Origin of the sequence: Methylobacterium sp. SyP6R (assembly GCF_019216885.1) — a bacterium.
In the GTDB taxonomy this organism is placed as follows: Bacteria; Pseudomonadota; Alphaproteobacteria; order Rhizobiales; family Beijerinckiaceae; genus Methylobacterium.
This window is the reverse complement of the sequence record NZ_JAAQRC020000001.1, coordinates 5,951,254-5,970,053: the sequence shown is the minus strand read 5'-3', so window position 1 is coordinate 5,970,053 and position 18,800 is coordinate 5,951,254. Positions and strand designations below refer to the sequence as shown.

Annotated in this window: 14 protein-coding genes; 5 read left to right on the top strand and 9 right to left on the bottom strand. The window is 68.3% G+C overall.

All coding sequences use genetic code 11. The features are described 5' to 3' along the window. Positions 1-41: 41 nt before the first annotated feature. The 4 genes from HBB12_RS27405 to HBB12_RS27390 all read left to right on the top strand — a co-directional run bounded on the left by HBB12_RS27405 (position 42) and on the right by HBB12_RS27390 (position 4,814). On the top strand, positions 42-968 hold the full coding sequence (locus tag HBB12_RS27405) for an ABC transporter ATP-binding protein (protein ID WP_236992256.1): 927 nt from the start codon (positions 42-44) through the stop codon (positions 966-968). Further along, positions 965-1,726: an ABC transporter permease gene (locus HBB12_RS27400; protein ID WP_236992255.1), complete on the top strand. Its 762-nt coding sequence runs from the start codon at positions 965-967 to the stop codon at positions 1,724-1,726. The genes HBB12_RS27405 and HBB12_RS27400 overlap by 4 nt, the downstream gene beginning before the upstream one ends. Before the next feature lie 73 nt (positions 1,727-1,799). Next, the gene (locus HBB12_RS27395) at positions 1,800-3,416 is read left to right on the top strand and encodes an ABC transporter substrate-binding protein (protein ID WP_236992254.1); all 1,617 of its coding nucleotides are present in this window, start codon (positions 1,800-1,802) and stop codon (positions 3,414-3,416) included. 12 nt (positions 3,417-3,428) lie between these two features. Next, positions 3,429-4,814 (top strand): amidase, encoded by a 1,386-nt coding sequence (locus HBB12_RS27390; RefSeq protein ID WP_236992253.1) that lies wholly within the window; start codon positions 3,429-3,431, stop codon positions 4,812-4,814. A gap of 493 nt (positions 4,815-5,307) precedes the next feature. Here the strand turns inward: HBB12_RS27390 and HBB12_RS27385 are convergent, their stop codons facing one another. The 4 genes from HBB12_RS27385 to HBB12_RS27370 form a co-directional block, all read right to left on the bottom strand. Further along, the gene (locus tag HBB12_RS27385; RefSeq protein ID WP_236992252.1) at positions 5,308-6,135 is read right to left on the bottom strand and encodes an SGNH/GDSL hydrolase family protein; all 828 of its coding nucleotides are present in this window, start codon (positions 6,133-6,135) and stop codon (positions 5,308-5,310) included. 182 nt (positions 6,136-6,317) lie between these two features. Further along, positions 6,318-6,659, bottom strand: coding sequence for an AtuA-related protein (locus HBB12_RS27380; RefSeq protein WP_236992251.1), 342 nt, complete (start codon positions 6,657-6,659; stop codon positions 6,318-6,320). An 11-nt stretch (positions 6,660-6,670) separates the two neighbouring features. Further along, positions 6,671-8,008 carry an acyclic terpene utilization AtuA family protein gene (locus HBB12_RS27375; RefSeq protein WP_236992250.1) on the bottom strand — a complete coding sequence of 446 codons (1,338 nt, stop codon included), beginning with the start codon at positions 8,006-8,008 and terminating at the stop codon, positions 6,671-6,673. A gap of 224 nt (positions 8,009-8,232) precedes the next feature. Further along, entirely contained in the window at positions 8,233-9,543 is a 1,311-nt protein-coding gene (locus HBB12_RS27370; protein WP_236992249.1) for a CitMHS family transporter, read from the bottom strand. A 116-nt stretch (positions 9,544-9,659) separates the two neighbouring features. Here HBB12_RS27370 and HBB12_RS27365 point away from each other — a divergent pair, with 116 nt between their 5' ends. Beyond that, positions 9,660-10,568 carry a LysR family transcriptional regulator gene (locus HBB12_RS27365; protein ID WP_236992248.1) on the top strand — a complete coding sequence of 303 codons (909 nt, stop codon included), beginning with the start codon at positions 9,660-9,662 and terminating at the stop codon, positions 10,566-10,568. 247 nt (positions 10,569-10,815) lie between these two features. On the opposite strand, the gene gbd is transcribed toward HBB12_RS27365, so the two are convergent. The 5 genes from gbd to HBB12_RS27340 form a co-directional block, all read right to left on the bottom strand. Next, entirely contained in the window at positions 10,816-11,961 is a 1,146-nt protein-coding gene (gene gbd / locus HBB12_RS27360; protein WP_236992247.1) for a 4-hydroxybutyrate dehydrogenase, read from the bottom strand. Between the two features lie 265 nt (positions 11,962-12,226). Continuing rightward, positions 12,227-12,904 carry an Asp/Glu/hydantoin racemase gene (locus HBB12_RS27355; protein WP_236992246.1) on the bottom strand — a complete coding sequence of 226 codons (678 nt, stop codon included), beginning with the start codon at positions 12,902-12,904 and terminating at the stop codon, positions 12,227-12,229. After that, positions 12,901-13,608: a GntR family transcriptional regulator gene (locus HBB12_RS27350; RefSeq protein WP_236992245.1), complete on the bottom strand. Its 708-nt coding sequence runs from the start codon at positions 13,606-13,608 to the stop codon at positions 12,901-12,903. Before HBB12_RS27350 ends, HBB12_RS27355 begins: the two co-directional genes overlap by 4 nt. A gap of 582 nt (positions 13,609-14,190) precedes the next feature. Further along, the gene (locus tag HBB12_RS27345) at positions 14,191-14,841 is read right to left on the bottom strand and encodes an ImmA/IrrE family metallo-endopeptidase (protein ID WP_236992244.1); all 651 of its coding nucleotides are present in this window, start codon (positions 14,839-14,841) and stop codon (positions 14,191-14,193) included. Positions 14,842-14,920: 79 nt separating this feature from the next. After that, a complete protein-coding gene (locus HBB12_RS27340; RefSeq protein WP_236992243.1) occupies positions 14,921-18,643 on the bottom strand; it encodes a vitamin B12-dependent ribonucleotide reductase in 3,723 nt (1,240 codons plus the stop codon). Between the last annotated feature and the right edge of the window lie 157 nt (positions 18,644-18,800).

Below are 18,800 nucleotides of genomic sequence, written 5' to 3'. Positions count from 1 at the left end.
TGATCGGCCACCCCGCCAGCCCTGACACGCCCCGGGACCGGATGACGCCCATCATCGCGATCGACAACCTGTCGAAGACCTACGCCTCGGGTCACGCCGCGCTCAAGCGCGTCGACCTGACGGTCCGCCAGGGCGAGATCTTCGCCCTGCTCGGACCGAACGGCGCCGGCAAGACGACCCTCATCAGCATCGTCTGCGGCATCGTCACGCCGAGCACCGGCACGGTGACGGTCGGCGGCCACGACATCCTGGCCGAGCCCCGCTCCGCCCGGCGCCTCATCGGCCTGGTGCCGCAGGAGCTCACGGCGGACGCCTTCGAGACCGTGTGGGCGACGGTGAGCTTCAGCCGCGGGCTGTTCGGGCTCAAACCCGATCCCGCCCATATCGAGCGGACCTTGCGCGACCTCTCCCTGTGGGAGAAGCGCGACGCCAAGATCATGACCCTGTCGGGGGGCATGAAGCGGCGGGTGCTGATCGCCAAGGCGCTGGCGCACGAGCCGCGCATCCTCTTCCTCGACGAGCCCACCGCCGGGGTCGACGTGGCGCTCCGCCAGGACATGTGGCGCCTGGTGCGCCGCCTGCGCGACCAGGGCGTCACCGTCATCCTCACCACCCACTACATCGAGGAGGCCGAGGAGATGGCCGACCGGGTGGGCGTGATCGCCAAGGGCGAGATCGTGCTGGTCGAGGAGAAGGCAGAGCTGATGCGCAAGCTCGGCCGCAAGGAACTGACGCTCCAGCTTCACGATCCCTTGGAGGGCCTGCCGCCGACGCTCGCCGGTCATCCGCTGAGCCTGTCGCAGGACGGGACCGCCCTGACCTACACCTACGATACGAAGGCGGAACGCACCGGCATCACCACGCTGCTGACCGATCTGTCCGCCGCCGGCATCCGCTTCCGCGATCTCCAGACCCGGCAGAGCTCGCTCGAGGACATCTTCGTCGATCTCGTGAGGGACCGCGCATGAACTGGCCCGCCATCCGCGCCATCTACGGCTTCGAGATGCACCGCGCCTTCCGCACGCTGCTCCAGAGCATCGTCGCCCCGGTGATCTCGACCTCGCTCTACTTCGTGGTGTTCGGCGCCGCGATCGGCGGGCGGATCACCTCGGTCGACGGCGTGCCCTACGGCGCCTTCATCGTGCCGGGGCTGATCATGCTGACGCTGTTGACGCAAAGCATCGCCAACGCGTCGTTCGGCATCTACTTCCCGCGCTTCTCCGGCACGATCTACGAGATCCTGTCGGCGCCGATCTCGGCGGTCGAGATCGTCGCCGGCTATGTCGGGGCGGCGGCGACCAAGTCGATCATGCTCGGGCTGATCATCCTGGCGACCTCGGCGCTGTTCGTGCCCTTGCGCATCGAGCACCCTTTCGTGATGGTGCTGTTCCTGGTCCTTACCGCCGTCACCTTCAGCCTGTTCGGCTTCGTGATCGGCCTGTGGGCGGACGGGTTCGAGAAGCTGCAGCTGGTGCCGCTCCTCATCGTCACGCCGCTGACATTCCTCGGCGGCAGCTTCTACTCGATCGACATGCTGCCGCCGCTGTGGCGGAATGTGAGCCTGATCAACCCGGTGGTCTACCTGATCAGTGGCTTCCGCTGGAGCTTCTACGGCCATTCCGACGTCAACCCGGCGGTGAGCCTCGGCATGGCCCTGGTGTTCCTGGTCGCCTGCCTGGCGGCGGTGGCGTGGATCTTCCGCACGGGGTACCGGCTCAAGAGCTGACAATTCGATGTCGCAAGAGCCGGATTGGCCCGGCTCTTGCGGCGGCGGAGGGGCTTTCACGGAGCCCGCCGTCATGTCCCGCCCGCTCTGTTCCTCCGTCGCCCTCTCTGTTCTCCTCCTCGGGCTCGCGCCGGTCTTCGCCCAACCGGTCTCGGCCGACTCGATCCTGCGCATCGGCATGACCGCCGCCGACGTGCCGACCACCACCGGCATGCCGAATAACGGCTTCGAGGGGATGCGCTTCCTCGGCTACCCGGTCTTCGAGGGGTTGGTGCTGTGGGATCTCTCGCGCACCGACCGGCTGGCGGGGTTGCGGCCGGGACTCGCCGAACGCTGGGAGCAGGCGCCGGACGACGCCAAGACCTGGATTTTCCACCTGCGCCAGGGCGTGCGCTTCCATGACGGTACCGCCTTCGATGCCGATGCGGTGATCTGGAATCTCGACCGCTACTTCAAGCCGGACAGCCCGCATTACGAGCTTCCGGCCGCCGGCATCACCCGGGCGCGGGCGCCGCTCATGGCGCGCTACCGCAAGATCGACGACCGGACGGTCGCCATCACCAGCGCGGCTCCGGCCTCGTACTTCCCCTACATGGTGGTCTACCTGCTGTTCACCTCGCCGGCCTCGTTCGAGCGGGCGGGACGGGACTGGGCCAAGGTCGCGATGCTGCCGGCCGCCGGGACGGGACCGTTCCGCATCACGCAGGTGCGGCCGCGCGAGGCGGTCGAACTCGCCCGCAACCCGGATTACTGGGACCGCGATCACCTCGCCCAGGTCGACAAGGTACGGCTGATGCCGATCCCGGAGGCCAATGCCCGCATCGCGGCGCTCCGCGCGGGCCAGGTCGACTGGATCGAGGCGCCGGCACCCGACGGTCTCGCCTCCCTGCGGCAGGCGGGGTTCACCATCACCACCGGTTCCTACCCGCATGTCTGGCCGTGGTTCTACAATATCGGCGCCGCGAACAGCCCCGTGAGGGACGTGCGGGTGCGCCAGGCGCTCAACTACTGCATCGACCGGGACGGGCTGGTGACCTTCCTGAACGGCACCGCCGAGCCGGCCGTCGGCTGGCTGAAAGTGTCCGATCCGAATTTCGGCGCGCCGCAGAACCGCTACCGCCTCGATCCCCAGAAGGGCAGGGCGCTGCTCGCGGAAGCCGGCTTCACCGACAAGGCTCCGCTGTCGCTCAAGGTGATGATCTCGACCTCCGGCTCGGGCCAGATGCAGCCGCTGCCGATGAACGAGTTCCTGCAGGAGAACCTGAAGCAGACCTGCAACGTCGACGTCACGTTCAATGTCGTCGAGTGGCAGGTGCTGCTCAATGCCGGGCGGGCGGCGCCGGATGCGCCGGCCCTGCAAGGGGCGAACGCGCTCAACGTGTCCTCGCCCTCCTCGGACGTCGCCGTGATGGCGCGCTACTTCTCCTCGGCCAACGTCTCGCCGAAGGGCTTCAACTTCCCGCAATGGCAGGATGCCCGGTTCGATGCGGCGATGGGTGAGCTTGCTGCCGCGACCGACCCCGATTCCGCCGCCCGGGCGACGCGGGCCGCGCATGAGCGCCTGGTCGATGATCCGCCCTGGCTGTACATCGTGCATGATCTCAACCCCAGGGCGATGTCGCCGCGGGTGAAGGGCTTCGTCTCGCCCCAGTCGTGGTTCGTCGACATGACCCGGATCAGCGTACAGTAGAGGACAGCCATCGTGACCGACCCGACCGAGCGTCCCGCCCACCTCCTCGCCCGCGCCATCGCGGCGCGCGAGATCTCGCCGGTCGAGGTCGTGGAGGCGCATCTCGACCGCATCGCCCGGCTCGAGCCGAAGCTCCGGGCCTTCGTCGACGTCTACGGCGACGATGCGCGGCTCGCCGCCGAGGGCGCCGACCGGATGATCCGCGCCGGCCACGCCGTCGGGCCGCTGCACGGCGTGCCGGTGGCGCTCAAGGACCTGATCGATCTCGAAGGCCGAATCACCACCGGCGGCTCGGCGCATTTCCGCGAGCGCCGCGCGAGCGAGACCGCCACCATCGCCCGGCGCCTGCTGGCGCAGGGCATGATCGTGCTCGGCAAGACCCACACGGTCGAGTTCGCCTATGGCGGCTGGGGCACCAACCAGCGCATGGGCACGCCCTGGAACCCCTGGGACCGGGAGACGCCGCGCACGCCCGGCGGCTCGTCGAGCGGCTCGGGCGTCGCGGTGGCGGCCCGGATGGCGCCCTGGGCGATCGGCACCGATACCGGCGGCTCGGTGCGGCTGCCGGCCTCGTTCTGCGGGCTGACCGGTCTCAAGGTCACGGTCGGCCGGGTCAGCACCGCCGGCATCGTGCCCCTGAGCACCACCCTCGACACGCCGGGGCCCATGGCCCGCAGCGTCGAGGACGTGGCGCTCCTCTACACGTTGCTGTCGGGCCCCGATCCCCGCGACCCGAACACGCGGGGCATCCAGCCTGAGGACCCGATGCCGGTGCTGCATCGCGGGGTCCGGGGAATGCGGCTCGCCCGGACGCCCGCCATCGAGCGGGCGGGCGTCTCGCCCGAGATGCTCGATGCCTACGACGCCTCCCTGGAGGTGCTGGCGAGACTCGGTGCCGAGATCGTCGAGATCGACCTGCCGTTCCGCTTCGCCGACCTGCTGACGACCTCGGCGATCGTGATGGCCGAGTGCTACTTCTTCAATGGGGCGCTGTCCGAGGACCGGGCCTCGCTCCTCGACGAGGATGTCCGCCTGCGCATCCTTGCCGGGGCCGGGGTGAGCGCGCAGGACTACCTGCGCACGCGCCGGATGCAGCAGGAGATGAAGGCCGCCTTCGCCCGGGCGATGGAGGGGATCGACGCGCTCCTGACTCCGACCACCGAGACCGCCGCGATTCCCCTCGACGCGGTCGACCAGGCGGCGCTGCCCTCGCGCTTCACCCGCTTCGGCAACCTGCTGGAGCTCTGCGCCCTGGCGCTGCCGAACGGATTCACGCCGGAAGGCCTGCCGCTCTCGCTCCAGATCGTCTGCCGCGGCTACGACGAGGCGACGGCGCTCCGCATCGGGCAGGCATATCAGGGGGGGACGGAGTGGCACCTGCGGGCGCCGACATTATGAGTGTTTGCGGAGCGAAGAGTATAGCGTCGTAAATGCCGCTTCGATCCCTCCCACGACCTCATCCTGAGGTGTTAGCCGATCCGAGATCGGCTGACGTCGAAGGAGGGCTCCAGATGTCGCTGCGATCCCTGGAGCTCTCCTTCGAGGTCAGTCCATCTCCGATGGAGTGATACGAAATCCGGAAGATGACTTCCGGATTTCGTATCATCAGCCCGCGCGGCGCCTGAGCGAAGCCGCTTTCCGCATCGCGAAGCGATCAATCGGAAAGCGTATGACACCTCAGGATGAGGCTGTGGGTGGGATGGGCTGGTCCTAGAGCACTTCACGATCGCATTGCAATCGCGAAGCTCTCTAGATCTTTGATTTTGCCGCATTTTCTGCGACGAACCGGCGTCCACTTCGTCGGAAAATACTCTAGTATTCGGGACGTCGAGAAGTCATGCGCCCCCGAACGATCTCCGTTCGAGGGTGCGAACCTGACGCTCTATTCCGGTCAACCCCGCTTCAGGGTCACCTGGTCCGGCAGCTTCTCGCGCTTGGCGCGGGCGACCGCCTGGAACGGGTCGGGCCGCGGGGTCACGGCGTTCAGGATGTCGCGGCCGAGCGCCTGGGCGAGGCAGGCATAGCCCTGGTCGCCCATGTGGAACTTGTCGGAGGACAGCATGCCGTCGAGCAGGCCCGGATCCTGGCGGTTCCAATCCTTCATCAGGGCGTAGCGCGAGAAGACCGGCACCTCGGCCCCCGTCGCCACCGAGGCCACCAGGCCGACGAAGCGCTCGTAACGGGCGTGGTCGGGGATGGCCGGGTAATATTGCTGGTCGAGGATGATCAGGTCGCTGCCGGCGGCGCGGACGAGGGCGATGCCCTGTTCCAGCCGGCCGCGGAACGCCGCCTCGCTGCCGCCGGTGATCGCGTCGTTGGTGCCGACCTGCCAGATCACCAGGTCGGGCTTGACCGGCTGCTTGAGAGCCTCGGAGAGGCGCGCCAGCGTCTGGTCCGCGGTCTCGCCGCCGATGCCCGCATTAGTGACCGCGACCGGGGTGCCGCGCCAGGCGGTCCGCAGGGACTGCTCCAGCAGATGGGGATAGGTCCGGTCCGGCGCGGAAGCGCCGATGCCCTCCGTGGAGGACGAGCCGATGGCGAGCACCCGCACCGCCTCGCGCCGCGCCACATGGGCCTCGGTCACGTCGAGGCTCATCCGCTCCGCCGCCGGCGGCAGCGAGGCCGGGCACGCCGCGGCGGGGAGGACCGCAACGAGGTGACCGGCGAGGATGGTCGCCGAGAGGCAGGCCATCCGGCCCAGGTGAGACCGGCGAAGCATGGCAGTTCCGGACAAGGAGGGAGGCGAACCAGATCGGTTCCGTATCTGTCGGGTAACATGCGCGTGAGCGCCGATCCAGCCGAAAACGAAGCTGAGCCAAGTCCAGCCCCAGAGCTCTGCTCGGCTGGTCAGCGAAGGCGAAGGGGTTCTCCGAAAACTGCGCCGGTTCGACTCACCCGAGCTTAAGCTTGAGAGCCGGTTGCCGGGGAGGGCTCCGCCTCGTCGGGAACCTCCATGTCGAGCAACGCCGCACTCAACCCCTTGCCGTGGGCGTCGAGCGCCAGCGAGCGGGTGACGCCGCCGCCCAAGGCCTCCGTCATCACGAAGTTGAGGGCACCGAGGCGGGGCAGGGCGTAGCGCGTCACCTCGCCTCGGACGAGGCCGGCGAAATGGGCCCGCACCCGCTCGGCCGTGACAACGCGCTCCAGGCGCGGATAATCCGCCGGATCGTGGGCGATCAGCGAGATGTTGGCGGTGTTGCCCTTGTCGCCGGTGCGGGAATGGGCGAGCGAGCGCAGCTTCATCGTCGTCTCCTTCACGCCTCGAACATCCGCACGCTCGGCCGGGCGAGACTTGCCGGCACCAGCACCGAGAGCACGCCGACCACCTCGCGGGCCGATTTCCAGGCGCCGCCGCCGCCGGCCGGGCCGTTGGTGTAGAGCGTCTCGACCTCGTTGCCGATCCGCGCCGCCTCCTCGAGGCTGTCGCAGCGTCCGGCGACGCGGATGCGGACCTCGTAGGGCTCGGTGTCTCCGGCGAGATGCGAGCCGTGCAGGGAATCGACGCCGATCAGGTCGAAGCGCAATTCGCTCGCCCGGACCCCGGTGAGGCGCAAGCGCTCGCGCACGATGTCGAGGGCGAGGCGCCCGCGCCCGACGGCCCCCAGGCCCGCATAGGAGATCTGGCCCTCGCCGATATACGAATCGATCAGCCCGACCGAGACCTTGAGGAGCCCGGTCGCCGGTGCGCCGCGCCCGCCGGTCACCCGCACCCGGTCGGGGCCGATCGCCTCCATGGCGACCTCGGAAAAATCCGCCACCACGTCGGGCTGGAGGTAACGGGCGGGGTCGTGCACCTCGTAGAGCAATTGCTCCTTGCAGGTGGCGAGCGTCACCCGTCCGCCCGACCCCGGCACCTTGGTGATCTCGATGTCGCCGTCCTCGGTCACGATGCCGATCGGAAAGCCGAGGCGGGCGAGCCCCGCCACGTCCTTCACCCCCGGATCGGCGAAGTAGCCGCCGGTGACCTGGCCGGCGCATTCGAGGAGGTGGCCGGCGAGCGTGCCGCGCCCGAGCCGGTCCCAATCGTCCATGACCCAGCCGAAGGCGTGGATGAGCGGGGCGAGGAAGAGCGCCGGATCGCCGACCCGGCCGGTGATGACGACATCGGCGCCCTGGTCCAGAGCCGCGGCGATCGGCCCGGCGCCGAGATAGGCATTGGCCGAGATCACCCGGTTCCCGAGGTCGCGCACCCGGCCGCCGGTCTCCAGAACCTCGTAATCGTCGGCGCCGACCGCCTCAAGCACGTCGTCGCCGATCACCGCCGCCACCTTGAGGCCGGTGAGCCCGAGGTCGCGGGCGATGGCCCGGGTCTTCTCCGCCGCGGCCAGCGGGTTGGCGGCGCCCATGTTGGTGACGATGCGGGTGCCGTTCTTCCGGCACGGCGCGAGCACCGCCCGCATCCGGGCCTCCAGCAGCGGATCGTAGCCGGCGGCGGGATCGCGCAGGCGGGCCTGCTGGGCAAGCGCGATGGTGCGCTCGGCCAGGCACTCGAAGACGAGGTAATCGAGGGCGCCGTGCTCGGCGAGCTCGATGGCGGGCTCGATCCGGTCGCCGGCATAGCCGGCCCCGGCGCCCAGGCGGATGGACTTCATCATTCTCCTCCTTGTGCCTTCGCCTCCGGCGAAGGCGTCCGGCGCATGGGCGCCGACGCCCGTTCGGGCTTGCACAGCACCCTGCGGGTGCTGCGGACTCAGACCAACGGTCGTTGAAAACGACCTTTGGTTCCGTTCTCGAATTTTCGCCAAGCCTTTGGCTTGGTGTCGAAAATTCGAGATGGCTCAACGGCCCGATGCGTCAGCATCTTGGGCCGTTGGTATCACAGTGGGAACACCCCGAAGGCGACGGCCGCGAAGGTCATCACCACGGAGGCCGCGAGCAGGAACGGGAAGGTGAATTTCTGGTGGTCGGCGAGGTCGATGCCGGTGAGGCCGCAGACCAGGAAGGTCGCCGGCGTCAGCGGGCTCACCGGGAAGCCGGTGGTCATCTGCCCGAGCAGGGCTCCTTGCGCCACCTGCAACGGCGGCACGCCGAGCTGGTGGGCGACCTCGGCCACCACCGGCAGCACCCCGAAATAGAACGAGTCGGGGTCGAACAGCATGCTGAGCGGCATCGAGACGAGGCCCAGCGCGAAGGGGATGTGCGGGGCGAGGCCGGGCGGCACGAAGGCCACCGCGCCTTGCGCCATCGCCTTCAGCATGCCGGTGCCCTGCATGATGCCGGTGAAGACGCCCGCCGCCAGCAGGATCGAGGCCATCAGCACCGCCGCCTTGGCGTGCGCATCGATGCGCTGGCGCTGCGCGTCGACGCTCGGATAGTTGATGACGAGCGCGAGCGCCGTGCCGAGCATGAACATCAGCGCCGGGGGTATCTTCTCCGCCATCAGCACCATCGTGCCGAGCACCGCGACGGTCAGGACGAGGTTCAGCCAGAACCGGTCCGGCCGGCGCAAGGAGCGCTCCGCGTCGCTCAAGGTCCGTCCGCCTGCCGTGATGGCCTCCCCGGCGCCGGCCCCGGCCCGCTTCAGGCGGCGCTCCTCGCGCAGGCCGAGCCCGTACGAGACCGCAAAGATGAAGACGAGGCCGACCGCCTGCACCGGCACCAGCGGCGAGAAGATCTCGGGGATCGGCAGCTTGAGCGCGGCGGAGGCCCGGATCATCGGTCCGGTCCAGGGCAGGAAGTTCACGCCCGCCGCCAGCGAGGCCGCGCAGGCCAGGATACGCCGGTCGATCCCGACCCTGTCGTAGAGCGGCAGCATGGCCGGAATGGTGATGAGGAAGGTCACAGCGCCCGAGCCATCGAGATGGATCAGGAGCGCGAGCAAGGTCGTGCCGGGCACGATCCGGCTCGGCCTTGTGCCGACGGTGGCGAGGATCCGGTCGATGATCGGGTCGAGGAGCCCGGCATCGCTGACGATGCCGAAGAACAGGATCGCGAACACGAACATGCCGACGACCGGCGCCAGGCTCTGGAGGCCGGCGAGCACGAACTTGCCGGTCTCGAGCCCGAATCCGCCGACGAGCGCGGCGGCGACCGGGATCACGATCAGCGCCACCAGGGGCGACAGGCGCTTCGTCAGAATACAGGCGAGCAGCAGCGCGATGGTGCACAGGCCGAGCAGGGCCAGCATCGCTTCCTCCCAGATTGCGGCGCTCGGATGTGGCGCCGTTCAGTGTCGCCAAATCACACCAAGTGGCCGGCAATCCGGCAATTGAAAAGATCGGATCGCCCGGATAACGATCCATTATGGATCTCAACCTTCGCCAGGTCCGCGCCTTCGTGTCGGTGGCCCACTTGCGCAGCTTCACCCGGGCCGCCGCCCTCCTGAACCTGTCGCAGCCGGCCCTCACCGTGCAGATCCGCCGGCTGGAAGAGGCGCTGGCGGTGCGGCTCCTCGACCGCAACAGCCGCAGCGTCGCGCCGACCCGGGTCGGGCGCGAGTTGCTGCCGGTATTCCAGCGGGTGCTGCGCGAACTCGACAGCGTCGTCGTCGACACCCGCGACCTCGCCGCGCGCCGCCACGGCACGGTGCGGATCGCGGCCCTGCCCTCGGTGGCGGCGGGCCTGCTGCCGGACGCGATCGCGGCCTTCCGGGCGGCGCACCCGAGGATGGGCTTCGTCGTCAAGGACGCCATCGCCGAGCGGGTGCTGGCTCTGGTGCGGCGCGAGGAGGTCGATCTCGGGGTGACCGGCGGCGAGGTGCGCGATCCCGACGTGACGGTGCTGGCCCGCGCGGCGGATGCCCTGCACGTGGTCCATCCCGAGGGCCACCCGATCGGCGACATCGAGATCGTGACGCTGGAAGCCCTGGCCGAGTACCCGCTGGTGCTGATGGATGCCGAGACCAGCGTGCGCGCGGTGGTCGACGCCGCCTTCGTGGCCGCCGGCCGCCTGCCGGTGACGGCCTGCGAGGCCACCTACATGATGACGGCTTTGGGCATGGTGCGGGCCGGGCTCGGCCTCACCATCCTGCCGGGCTCTGTCCGCGAGATCCGGGCCGAGCCCGCCTTGCGCTCGCGCCCGATCGCCGAGGCGAGCTTTTCCCGGCCCGTCTGCCTCATCGCCAAGGCGGGCCGCACGCTGCCGGCAGCGGCCGAGGATTTTTTGGGCGAGCTGGTGCCGGCGCTGGCGGCGGAGTTTTCGATGACGGCGTAAGAAATGGGGCGGCTCACCTGTCGATCCCATCCTCCACCTCATCCTGAGGCGTTAGTCGATCAAAGATCGACTGACCTCGAAGGAGGGCTCCAGAAATCTCTGCGATCCCTGGAGCCCTCCTTCGAGGCTCAGCGATCTTCGATCGCCCGCACCTCAGCATGAGGTCGCGGGTGGGGTTGAAAAATTTTCCGCGACACGTGTGTCAGGATGCCGTTCTCAAGATCGGACTTCTATCGAAGCAGGCCGCTCACACCCCCCGCCCGTGCAGCGACGCCCGGAACAACGCCCGAAACTCCTCCGCCCCGACCGGCCGGCCGTTGGTCGCCGTCGAGTGGTCCTCGACCGCACGCGTGATCAGCGCCTCGCAATCGGCCTCCGTCACGCCCATGGCGGCAAGATCCGTCGGCAGGCCGAGGTCGCGGTTTAGGGACTCGATCGCGGCGGCGAGGTCGGCGCCCTCGGGCAGACCCATCGCCCGGCGCAGCGCACCATACTTCGCCTCGCAGGCCGGCGCGTTGAAGCGCAGCAGGTGGGGCAGGATCACCGCGTTGAGGGTGCCGTGATGCAGGCGCTTGGCCTTCAGGCCGCCGAGCGCGTGCGACATCGAGTGGACGGCGCCCAAACCCTTCTGGAAGGTCATGCCGCCTTCGAGCGCGGCCATCATCATGTCCTCGCGCGCCTCGATGTCGGCGCCGTTGCGGACCGCGCGGGCGAGCGAGCGGGTGGCGCGGGCGAGCCCGTCGAGGGCGATCGCCTCGGCCGGCGGGTTGTGGCGGGGGCTCAGGTAAGTCTCGATGCAGTGGGTCAGTGCGTCCATGCCGGTGGCGGCGGTGAGGCCGGGGGGCAGGCCCAGCGTCAGCTCGGGGTCGCAGATCGCCACGTTCGGGATCAGGTGGGGCGAGATGAAGCCGAGCTTGCGCCCGTCGGCCAGCGTGATCAGCGCCGCCCGGCCGACCTCGCTCCCGGTGCCGGCGGTGGTCGGCACGGCGATCACCGGAGGCTGGTCGGCCCGGATGCGCGGGATGCCGCCGAGGATGGCGGCGTAGGTGGCCAGCGGCTCGTCGTGGGTGGCGAGCAGGGCCACGCCCTTGGCGAGGTCCAGCGGCGAGCCGCCGCCGACCGCGATCACCGAATCGCACCCTTCCACCTTGAAGCGGTCGCGGGCCTCCAGCGTCGCCTCCTCGGTCGGGTTCTCTGGCGTGCCGTCGAAGACCGGGGTGGTGGCGGGCAGGCCGGCGGCGTCGAGGACGCGGGCGATCAGGCCGGCCGCCACGACGCCTCGATCGGTGACGACGAGCGGCCGGCGTGCGCCGAGAAGCGCCAGCTCCTCGCCGATCAGCCGGACGGCGCCGCGCTCGAACTGGATCCGGGTGAGATAGGTGATGAGGCTCATGGGGCTGCCTGCTGTGACCGGAGCCCGAGAGGCGGCGCGCGGATGCGGGCCGGTGCCGCGGCGCCCGTCCCGTCTCCTCCCGCGCGCCTCTTGCCGGGCGTAGGTCGACCCTAAGCGGACTTGCGTTGGTACGCCAACGCTTCGCCCGCTGAGATTCCTGTTTCGTCGCAGGTTTCCATCGCAAAGCCGGCAGCCACTTATGCGAAACCTGCTCAGAACGGGCGATCCGCGCGGCGCACCGCAGGGATGCCATGACGGATTTGCGTCAGGTGACCGACAGCCCGGCGGCCCTCAGCAGCGCCTCGGTGCCGAGGCTCGTCGCATCGAGGAGCGGTACGCCGTCGAGCACGGCCGGCAGGCGCCAGCCGGGGAGGTTGGTGCTCCAGATCAGCACCGCGTCGGACCCTTGGGCCGCTTCCCGCGCCGCCGCTTCGAGGCGCGACGGGCTCACCGCGGCAGCCAGGCGGTTCTCGGTGATGCCGAGGGTGCGGGCGGCGCCGATCGCGATGCCGGCTTGCGCGAAGCGGGCGCCGACCAATTCGGCCTCCTCCGTCCCGCCCTGCACCACGAGGCCGAGGCGGCGATAGCCGCCGTCGCGGATCCGATCGCGGGCCGCGAGCGCCGTCGTCACCATCGGCAGGCCGGTGCGGCGGGTCACGGTCGCGCACAGGCGCTCGTCGGGCGTGAAGCCGAGGGCGGCGCCGCGGGTGGCGTTCCAGCACAGGGCCGCCACGCCGGCATCCGTCAGGAGATCGGCGGCGGTGAGGAAGACCGATTCGTCGTAACCCTCGCCCCTGAGCATCGCCCCGTAGGGCACCCGGGCGTAGCAGGCGGCGACGGGCCGGCCGGCGAGCCGCGCTTCCGTCGCCCGCTCCACCACCCGGTTCGACGAGGGCAGGATCACCCCGAGGGCCAGGGGGGCAGCGTCCGTCGTATCGGTCATCGGCGCGGTCCCTCGGTCAGGCGCACCACCAGCAGGGATTGGGTACGGGCGACATGGGCCTGCATCAGGGTGCGGGCGCGCTCCGGCTCCCGGGCCCGCAAGGCCTCCAGGATCGCCCGGTGCTCGGCCAAAGATTCCGCCACCCGTCCGTCGGCCGCGAGGGCGAAGTTACGCGCCCGCTCCAGCCGGGCGAAGGCCCGGCCATGGGCCTCGGCGATGGCCGGGCTGCGGGCGGCGGTCACGATCAGCCGGTGGGCCTGGCGGTTGAGGCGGGTATAGGCGTCGCGGTCGTCCCGCGCCGCCTCCAGGGCGGCCTGGAGCCGGTCGAGCCGGTCGATCTCGGCGGTGGTCATCCGATCGGCCGCGAGCCCGGCGCAAAAGCTCTCCAGCGCCATTTCCAGCTCGAACAGCGGCACGAGGTCGGCGGGATCGAGCCGCGCCACCAGGGCCGCCCGGTTGCGCCGGAGCGTGACCAGGCCCTCGCCGGCGAGCAGCTTCAGGGCCTCGCGCACCGGCGTCCGCGAGACGCCGAGCCGGGCCACCAGGTCGGGCTCGTTCAGGACCTCGCCGGGGGGAAGCAGGTTGAGCAGGATCAGCCGGCGCAGGGCGGCGGCGGCCTGCTCGGTGAGGGAGGGGCGGGGCTGGGCATCGGGGGAGGCCGGGAGCGAGCCTGCCGAGGAGGCTTCGACGGGGGCTTCGATCATCGATACGCTCTGGAACGCCACCACATCGCAGGGTTTCGTATCGACTTTCTCGGGGAGAGACCGTCCGGGACTGGGCTCAGCGCGGAATTTTTCCTGTCTCCGCCCGTGCAGAGCTGTCTGGAAAAGAAGTGACGCAGGAAACCCCTCTCCCCGCGGGCGGGGAGAGGCCTTCGCCCCCCTTGTCGGGGGCGAAGGTAGCCCGAAGGGCGAGGGTGAGGGGGTGTCTCCGGAGGAGCCTCTTCCGGCGACACCCCCTCACCCTCGCTCCGGCTTCGCCTCCGCTTGCCGTGTCCCCTGAACGGCGACACGGCCCTCTCCCCGCCCGCGGGGAGAGGAGAAATCCTACGCCTCTTCTTTCCCCGCACAGCCATACCACCCGCGGAACCGATACCCCCGGATGGGGCGGGGCGGCCGACGGGCAGGATCATCGCCGATTGGGGCGGCGCTTTCCAGGGGGGTCGGAGCGACAGTTGTAACTCTCCTCGTTATCTCTGGTTCCTCTGCGCGGCGCTAGTATGACATGGAGATTTTTGATCTGATCGGTTATTGATTAGTCGGAAAATTTTAATTATTATGATTTATCTATTTGCAGCCGCGGCAGCTCATGCATTGTCCGCTACCATCAACCGTTAGTCCGCCGCATTGCGAGCACATGTCATCAAAGCCGGTGATCAATCCCCGGCGCCTTTGATCATCAAGCATGCGCTCCAATTGCCTACGCGCACATGTCTCAGGAACGTTCAGAAGATCCGCTACGTCATACACGTTTCGAATTCCTTCGAGCATGCTGATAGGCGCAATGAAGGCATCCGCGAACCAGTTCGCCTGTGGCTCAACCCGCTCCTCGTCGGTAAGTGACCTGATAAAAAAGTAGGGAGCATCTGAGTATGCAAGCGCGTCATGTCTGTGCATAATGATGTGGCCTACTTCATGCGCCATCACAAATTTTGCGTCGGGAAAATTTCTCTCGGCTTGAAACCATGTAGCATCTTCTACATTTAAAACTATGTTTTCGTCCTTCTTGAATTCAACAAATGCTCGCGCATTGTGCTCGCCCTTTAAAAATATACGGACCTCTATAGGCAAGCCAACCCTCAATCGCAAAAAGCCATTTATATAATCAGGTAAGTTTACATTTATCTCAGTTGATAGGCCAGCCTTCTGGCGCGCCTTCTCCGCTATGCCTACAACAGTATCATAACTGCGGAATTTTGCTGGCCTGTCGCTAAACACGTCATGCCCCGAATTTGAATCATTTTGGGTGCAGTCTGATACAACAGGCTGCACCCAACGTATTTATTTAAGACTCATTTTATGAGCAGCCTGTTGTGCTCCCGCATGTGTCGCACTTCAAGCACGTTCCATTTCTTACCAATGTGAAGTTTGCGCACTCGGGGCATGCCTCACCAACGTAACCTTTCAGGCGAGCCTCGACGCGTTTGGCGGCTAGCATCGTCTTGTTGTCACTGTCAGGGCTCGAGAACCCTAACTTCACACTGTCCATATCGGAGTTTGGTTCTGTCTTGAGCGCCACCGCACCGCGCACCGCCACGACCGTCCCGCCCGCAGGAGCCGACTGGCCCGTGCTCGGGGCCGCAACACCGGCCGTCGCGCCGCCGGGACCGCCATGGATCAGGGTCAGACGGTCGCCGGAGCCGCGCAGCAGGCCGCGCGACACGACGTTGTGGGCCGGCACCGAATCCGAGGCCGAGGGCTTGGCCGGGCTCACGCCGGTCGCCGCGTTGCCGATCTCCGAGAGGTCGACATGGGCGAGGTCGTTGCGGCCGAGATACGAGATCGCCAGCTCGCGGAACACGTAGTCGAGGACCGAGGTGGCATTCTTGATCGCGTCGTTGCCCTGGACGAAGCCGGCCGGCTCGAACCGGGTGAAGGTGAAGGCGTCGACGTACTCCTCCAGCGGCACGCCGTATTGCAGGCCGAGCGAGACCGAGATCGCGAAGTTGTTGATGAAGGCCCGGAGCGCCGAGCCCTCCTTGTTCATGTCGAGGAAGATCTCCCCCAGACGCCCGTCGTCGTACTCGCCGGTGCGCAGGAAGATGGTGTGGCCGCCGATCTTGGCCTTCTGGGTGTAGCCCTTGCGGCGGCTCGGGAGCTTCTCCTGGGAGCGCAGGCGCTCGACGCGCTCGACGATCCGCTCGACGATCTTCTCCGTCACCGCCACGGTCTTCGCCACCGCCGGCTGCGCCAGGATGGCCTCGACCGTCTCGTCCTCGTCCTCCGACTCGTCGCTGATGAGGGCGGCGTTGAGCGGCTGCGACAGCTTCGAGCCGTCGCGGTAGAGGGCGTTGGCCTTCAGCGCCAGGGTCCAGGACAGCCGGTAGGCGTTCTTGCAATCCTCGACCGTGGCGTCGTTCGGCATGTTGATGGTCTTGGAGATCGCCCCCGAGATGAAGGGCTGCGCCGCCGCCATCATGCGGATGTGGCTCTCGACCGAGAGGTAGCGCTTGCCGATCCGGCCGCACGGATTGGCGCAGTCGAAGACCGGGTAATGCTCCACCTTGAGGTGCGGCGCGCCCTCGAGCGTCATCGCCCCGCACACGTGGACGTTGGCGGCCTCGATGTCCTTGCGGCTGAAGCCCAGGAACGAGAGCAGGTCGAAGGACGGGTCGGCGAGCTTGTCGGCCGGCACCTTCAGGGTCTGGGTGAGGAAGTCCTCGCCGAGCGTCCAGCGGTTGAACACGAACTTGATGTCGAAAGCCGACTTCAGGCCCGCTTCCACCGCCGCGATCTTGTCGTCGGTGAAGCCCTTGGCGCGCAAGCTGCCCGGGTTGATCGCCGGGGCCTGGCCGAGCGAGCCGTGGCCGACGGCGTAGGCCTCGATCTCGGCGATCTCGGCCTCGCGGTAGCCGAGGCTGCGCAGGGCATCCGGCACCGCCCGGTTGATGATCTTGAAGTAGCCGCCGCCGGCCAGCTTCTTGAACTTCACCAGGGCGAAGTCGGGCTCGATGCCGGTGGTGTCGCAATCCATGACGAGGCCGATCGTGCCGGTCGGCGCGATGACGGTGGATTGCGCGTTGCGGTAGCCGTGCTCCTCGCCGAGCGCGAGCGCCCGGTCCCAGGCGGCACGCGCATGCTCCACCAGCTCGCCCTGCGGGCAGCCGGCATGGTCGAGCGGCACCGGGTTGGTGTTGAGGAACTCGTAGCCGGTGGCCTCGCCGTGGGCGGCGCGGCGATGGTTGCGGATCACCCGCAGCATCGCGTCGGCATTCTCCTCGTAGGCCGGGAACGGCCCGAGCTCGCGCGCCATCTCGGCCGAGGTGGCGTAGGACACGCCGGTCATGATGGCGGTGAGCGCACCGGCGAGAGCCCGGCCCTCACGGGAATCGTAGGACAGGCCCATGGTCATGAGCAGTCCGCCGATATTGGCGTAGCCGAGGCCGAGCGTGCGGTACTTGTAGGAGAGATCGGCGATCTCGCGGCTCGGGAACTGCGCCATCAGCACCGAGATCTCGAGGACCACGGTCCAGAGCCGGCACAGGTGCTCGTAGCCCTCGACGTCGAAGCGCTTCGCCCCGCGGTCGTAGAGCGCCAGCAGGTTCGCGGAGGCGAGGTTGCAGGCGGTGTCGTCGAGGAACATGTACTCGGAGCACGGGTTCGAGGCCCGGATCCGCCCGCCCACCGGGCAGGTATGCCAGTCGTTCATCGTGGTGTTGAAGTGCAGGCCCGGATCGGCCGAGGCCCAGGCGGCCTCCGCGATCTTGTCCCACAGCTCCGCCGCCTTGACGGTCTTGGCCGGCTTGCCGGTGGTGCGCTGGCTCAGGGTCCAGTCGGCGTCAGCGTCAACCGCGCGCAAAAAATCGTCGGTGAGCGAGACCGAGTTGTTCGAGTTCTGGCCGGCGACGGTGAGGTAGGCTTCCGAATCCCAGTCGGTGTCGTAGATCGGGAAGGAGATGTCGGTGTAGCCCTGGCGGGCATACTGGATCACCCGCTTGATCGCGGCATCCGGCACCATCGCCTTGCGGGCGGCCTTGACCTCGCGCTTCAGCGCCGGGTTGCGCTCGGGATCGAAGCAGGCGTCACCGGCGGCCTCGCAGTTGACGCAGGCCTTCATCACCGCCTTGAGGTGCTTGGACACCACCTTGGACCCGGTGACGAGCGCCGCGACCTTCTGCTCCTCCTTGACCTTCCAGTCGATGAAGGCCTCGACGTCCGGATGGTCGATGTCGACGATCACCATCTTGGCGGCGCGGCGCGTCGTGCCGCCGGACTTGATCGCCCCGGCCGCCCGGTCGCCGATCTTGAGGAAGCTCATCAGGCCCGAGGACTTGCCGCCGCCGGCGAGCTTCTCGTTCTCGCCGCGCAGGCGCGAAAAATTCGAGCCGGTGCCCGAGCCGTACTTGAACAGGCGGGCTTCCCGCACCCACAGGTCCATGATGCCGCCCTCGTTGACGAGGTCGTCGGCGACGGACTGGATGAAACAGGCGTGGGGCTGCGGGTGCTCGTAGGCGGTCGCCGACTGGGTCAGCTCGCCGGTCTTGTAGTCGACGTAGAAGTGCCCTTGCGCCGGGCCGTCGATGCCGTAGGCCCAGTGCAGGCCGGTGTTGAACCATTGCGGCGAGTTCGGCGCCACCATCTGGCGGGCGAGCATGGCGCGCAGCTCGTCGTGGAAGGCGCTCGCATCCTCCTCGCTGGTGAAGTAGCCGCCCTTCCAGCCCCAGTAGGTCCAGCAGCCGGCCAGCCGATCGAAGACCTGCGTCGCCGAGACCTCGGAGCCGGTGCGCTCACCCTCGGGGAGGTGGGCCAGGGCCGCCTCGTCGGGAACCGAGCGCCACAGGAAGGAGGGAACGCCGTTCTCCTCGACCTTCTTCAGCGCCTTCGGGACGCCGGCCTTGCGGAAGTACTTCTGGGCCAGCACGTCGCAGGCGACCTGGCTCCAGGCCTCCGGCACGTCGATGCCGTCGAGGCGGAACACCACCGACCCGTCCGGATTGCGGATCTCGCTCACGGCCTTGCGGAACGGGATGCTGGCGTAGGGCGACTGCCCCGCGGTGGTGATGCGACGCTCGAACCGCATGGGATACTCTCCGGTCACGAACAGCCGGGGCCGCCCGCAGGCATGCGGGGTCCGCCGGTTACAGGGGATGGGCGGGGCGCGGGAGGTTCGGCGGATGCGGGCGAACCCGATCCGGGATCCCCCGTCCGATGCCCCGGAAACTACCGACGCTGGCGGC

Coding starts and splice junctions, on each gene's coding strand:
- HBB12_RS27370 (WP_236992249.1), bottom strand. CDS start 9,543: ATGCTGGCCCTGCTCGGCCTGTGCACCATCGCGCTGCTGCTCGCCTGT.
- HBB12_RS27365 (WP_236992248.1), top strand. CDS start 9,660: ATGGATCTCAACCTTCGCCAGGTCCGCGCCTTCGTGTCGGTGGCCCAC.
- HBB12_RS27375 (WP_236992250.1), bottom strand. CDS start 8,008: ATGAAGTCCATCCGCCTGGGCGCCGGGGCCGGCTATGCCGGCGACCGG.
- HBB12_RS27350 (WP_236992245.1), bottom strand. CDS start 13,608: ATGATCGAAGCCCCCGTCGAAGCCTCCTCGGCAGGCTCGCTCCCGGCC.
- HBB12_RS27355 (WP_236992246.1), bottom strand. CDS start 12,904: ATGACCGATACGACGGACGCTGCCCCCCTGGCCCTCGGGGTGATCCTG.
- HBB12_RS27400 (WP_236992255.1), top strand. CDS start 965: ATGAACTGGCCCGCCATCCGCGCCATCTACGGCTTCGAGATGCACCGC.
- gbd (WP_236992247.1), bottom strand. CDS start 11,961: ATGAGCCTCATCACCTATCTCACCCGGATCCAGTTCGAGCGCGGCGCC.
- HBB12_RS27380 (WP_236992251.1), bottom strand. CDS start 6,659: ATGAAGCTGCGCTCGCTCGCCCATTCCCGCACCGGCGACAAGGGCAAC.
- HBB12_RS27395 (WP_236992254.1), top strand. CDS start 1,800: ATGTCCCGCCCGCTCTGTTCCTCCGTCGCCCTCTCTGTTCTCCTCCTC.
- HBB12_RS27340 (WP_236992243.1), bottom strand. CDS start 18,643: ATGCGGTTCGAGCGTCGCATCACCACCGCGGGGCAGTCGCCCTACGCC.
- HBB12_RS27385 (WP_236992252.1), bottom strand. CDS start 6,135: ATGCTTCGCCGGTCTCACCTGGGCCGGATGGCCTGCCTCTCGGCGACC.
- HBB12_RS27405 (WP_236992256.1), top strand. CDS start 42: ATGACGCCCATCATCGCGATCGACAACCTGTCGAAGACCTACGCCTCG.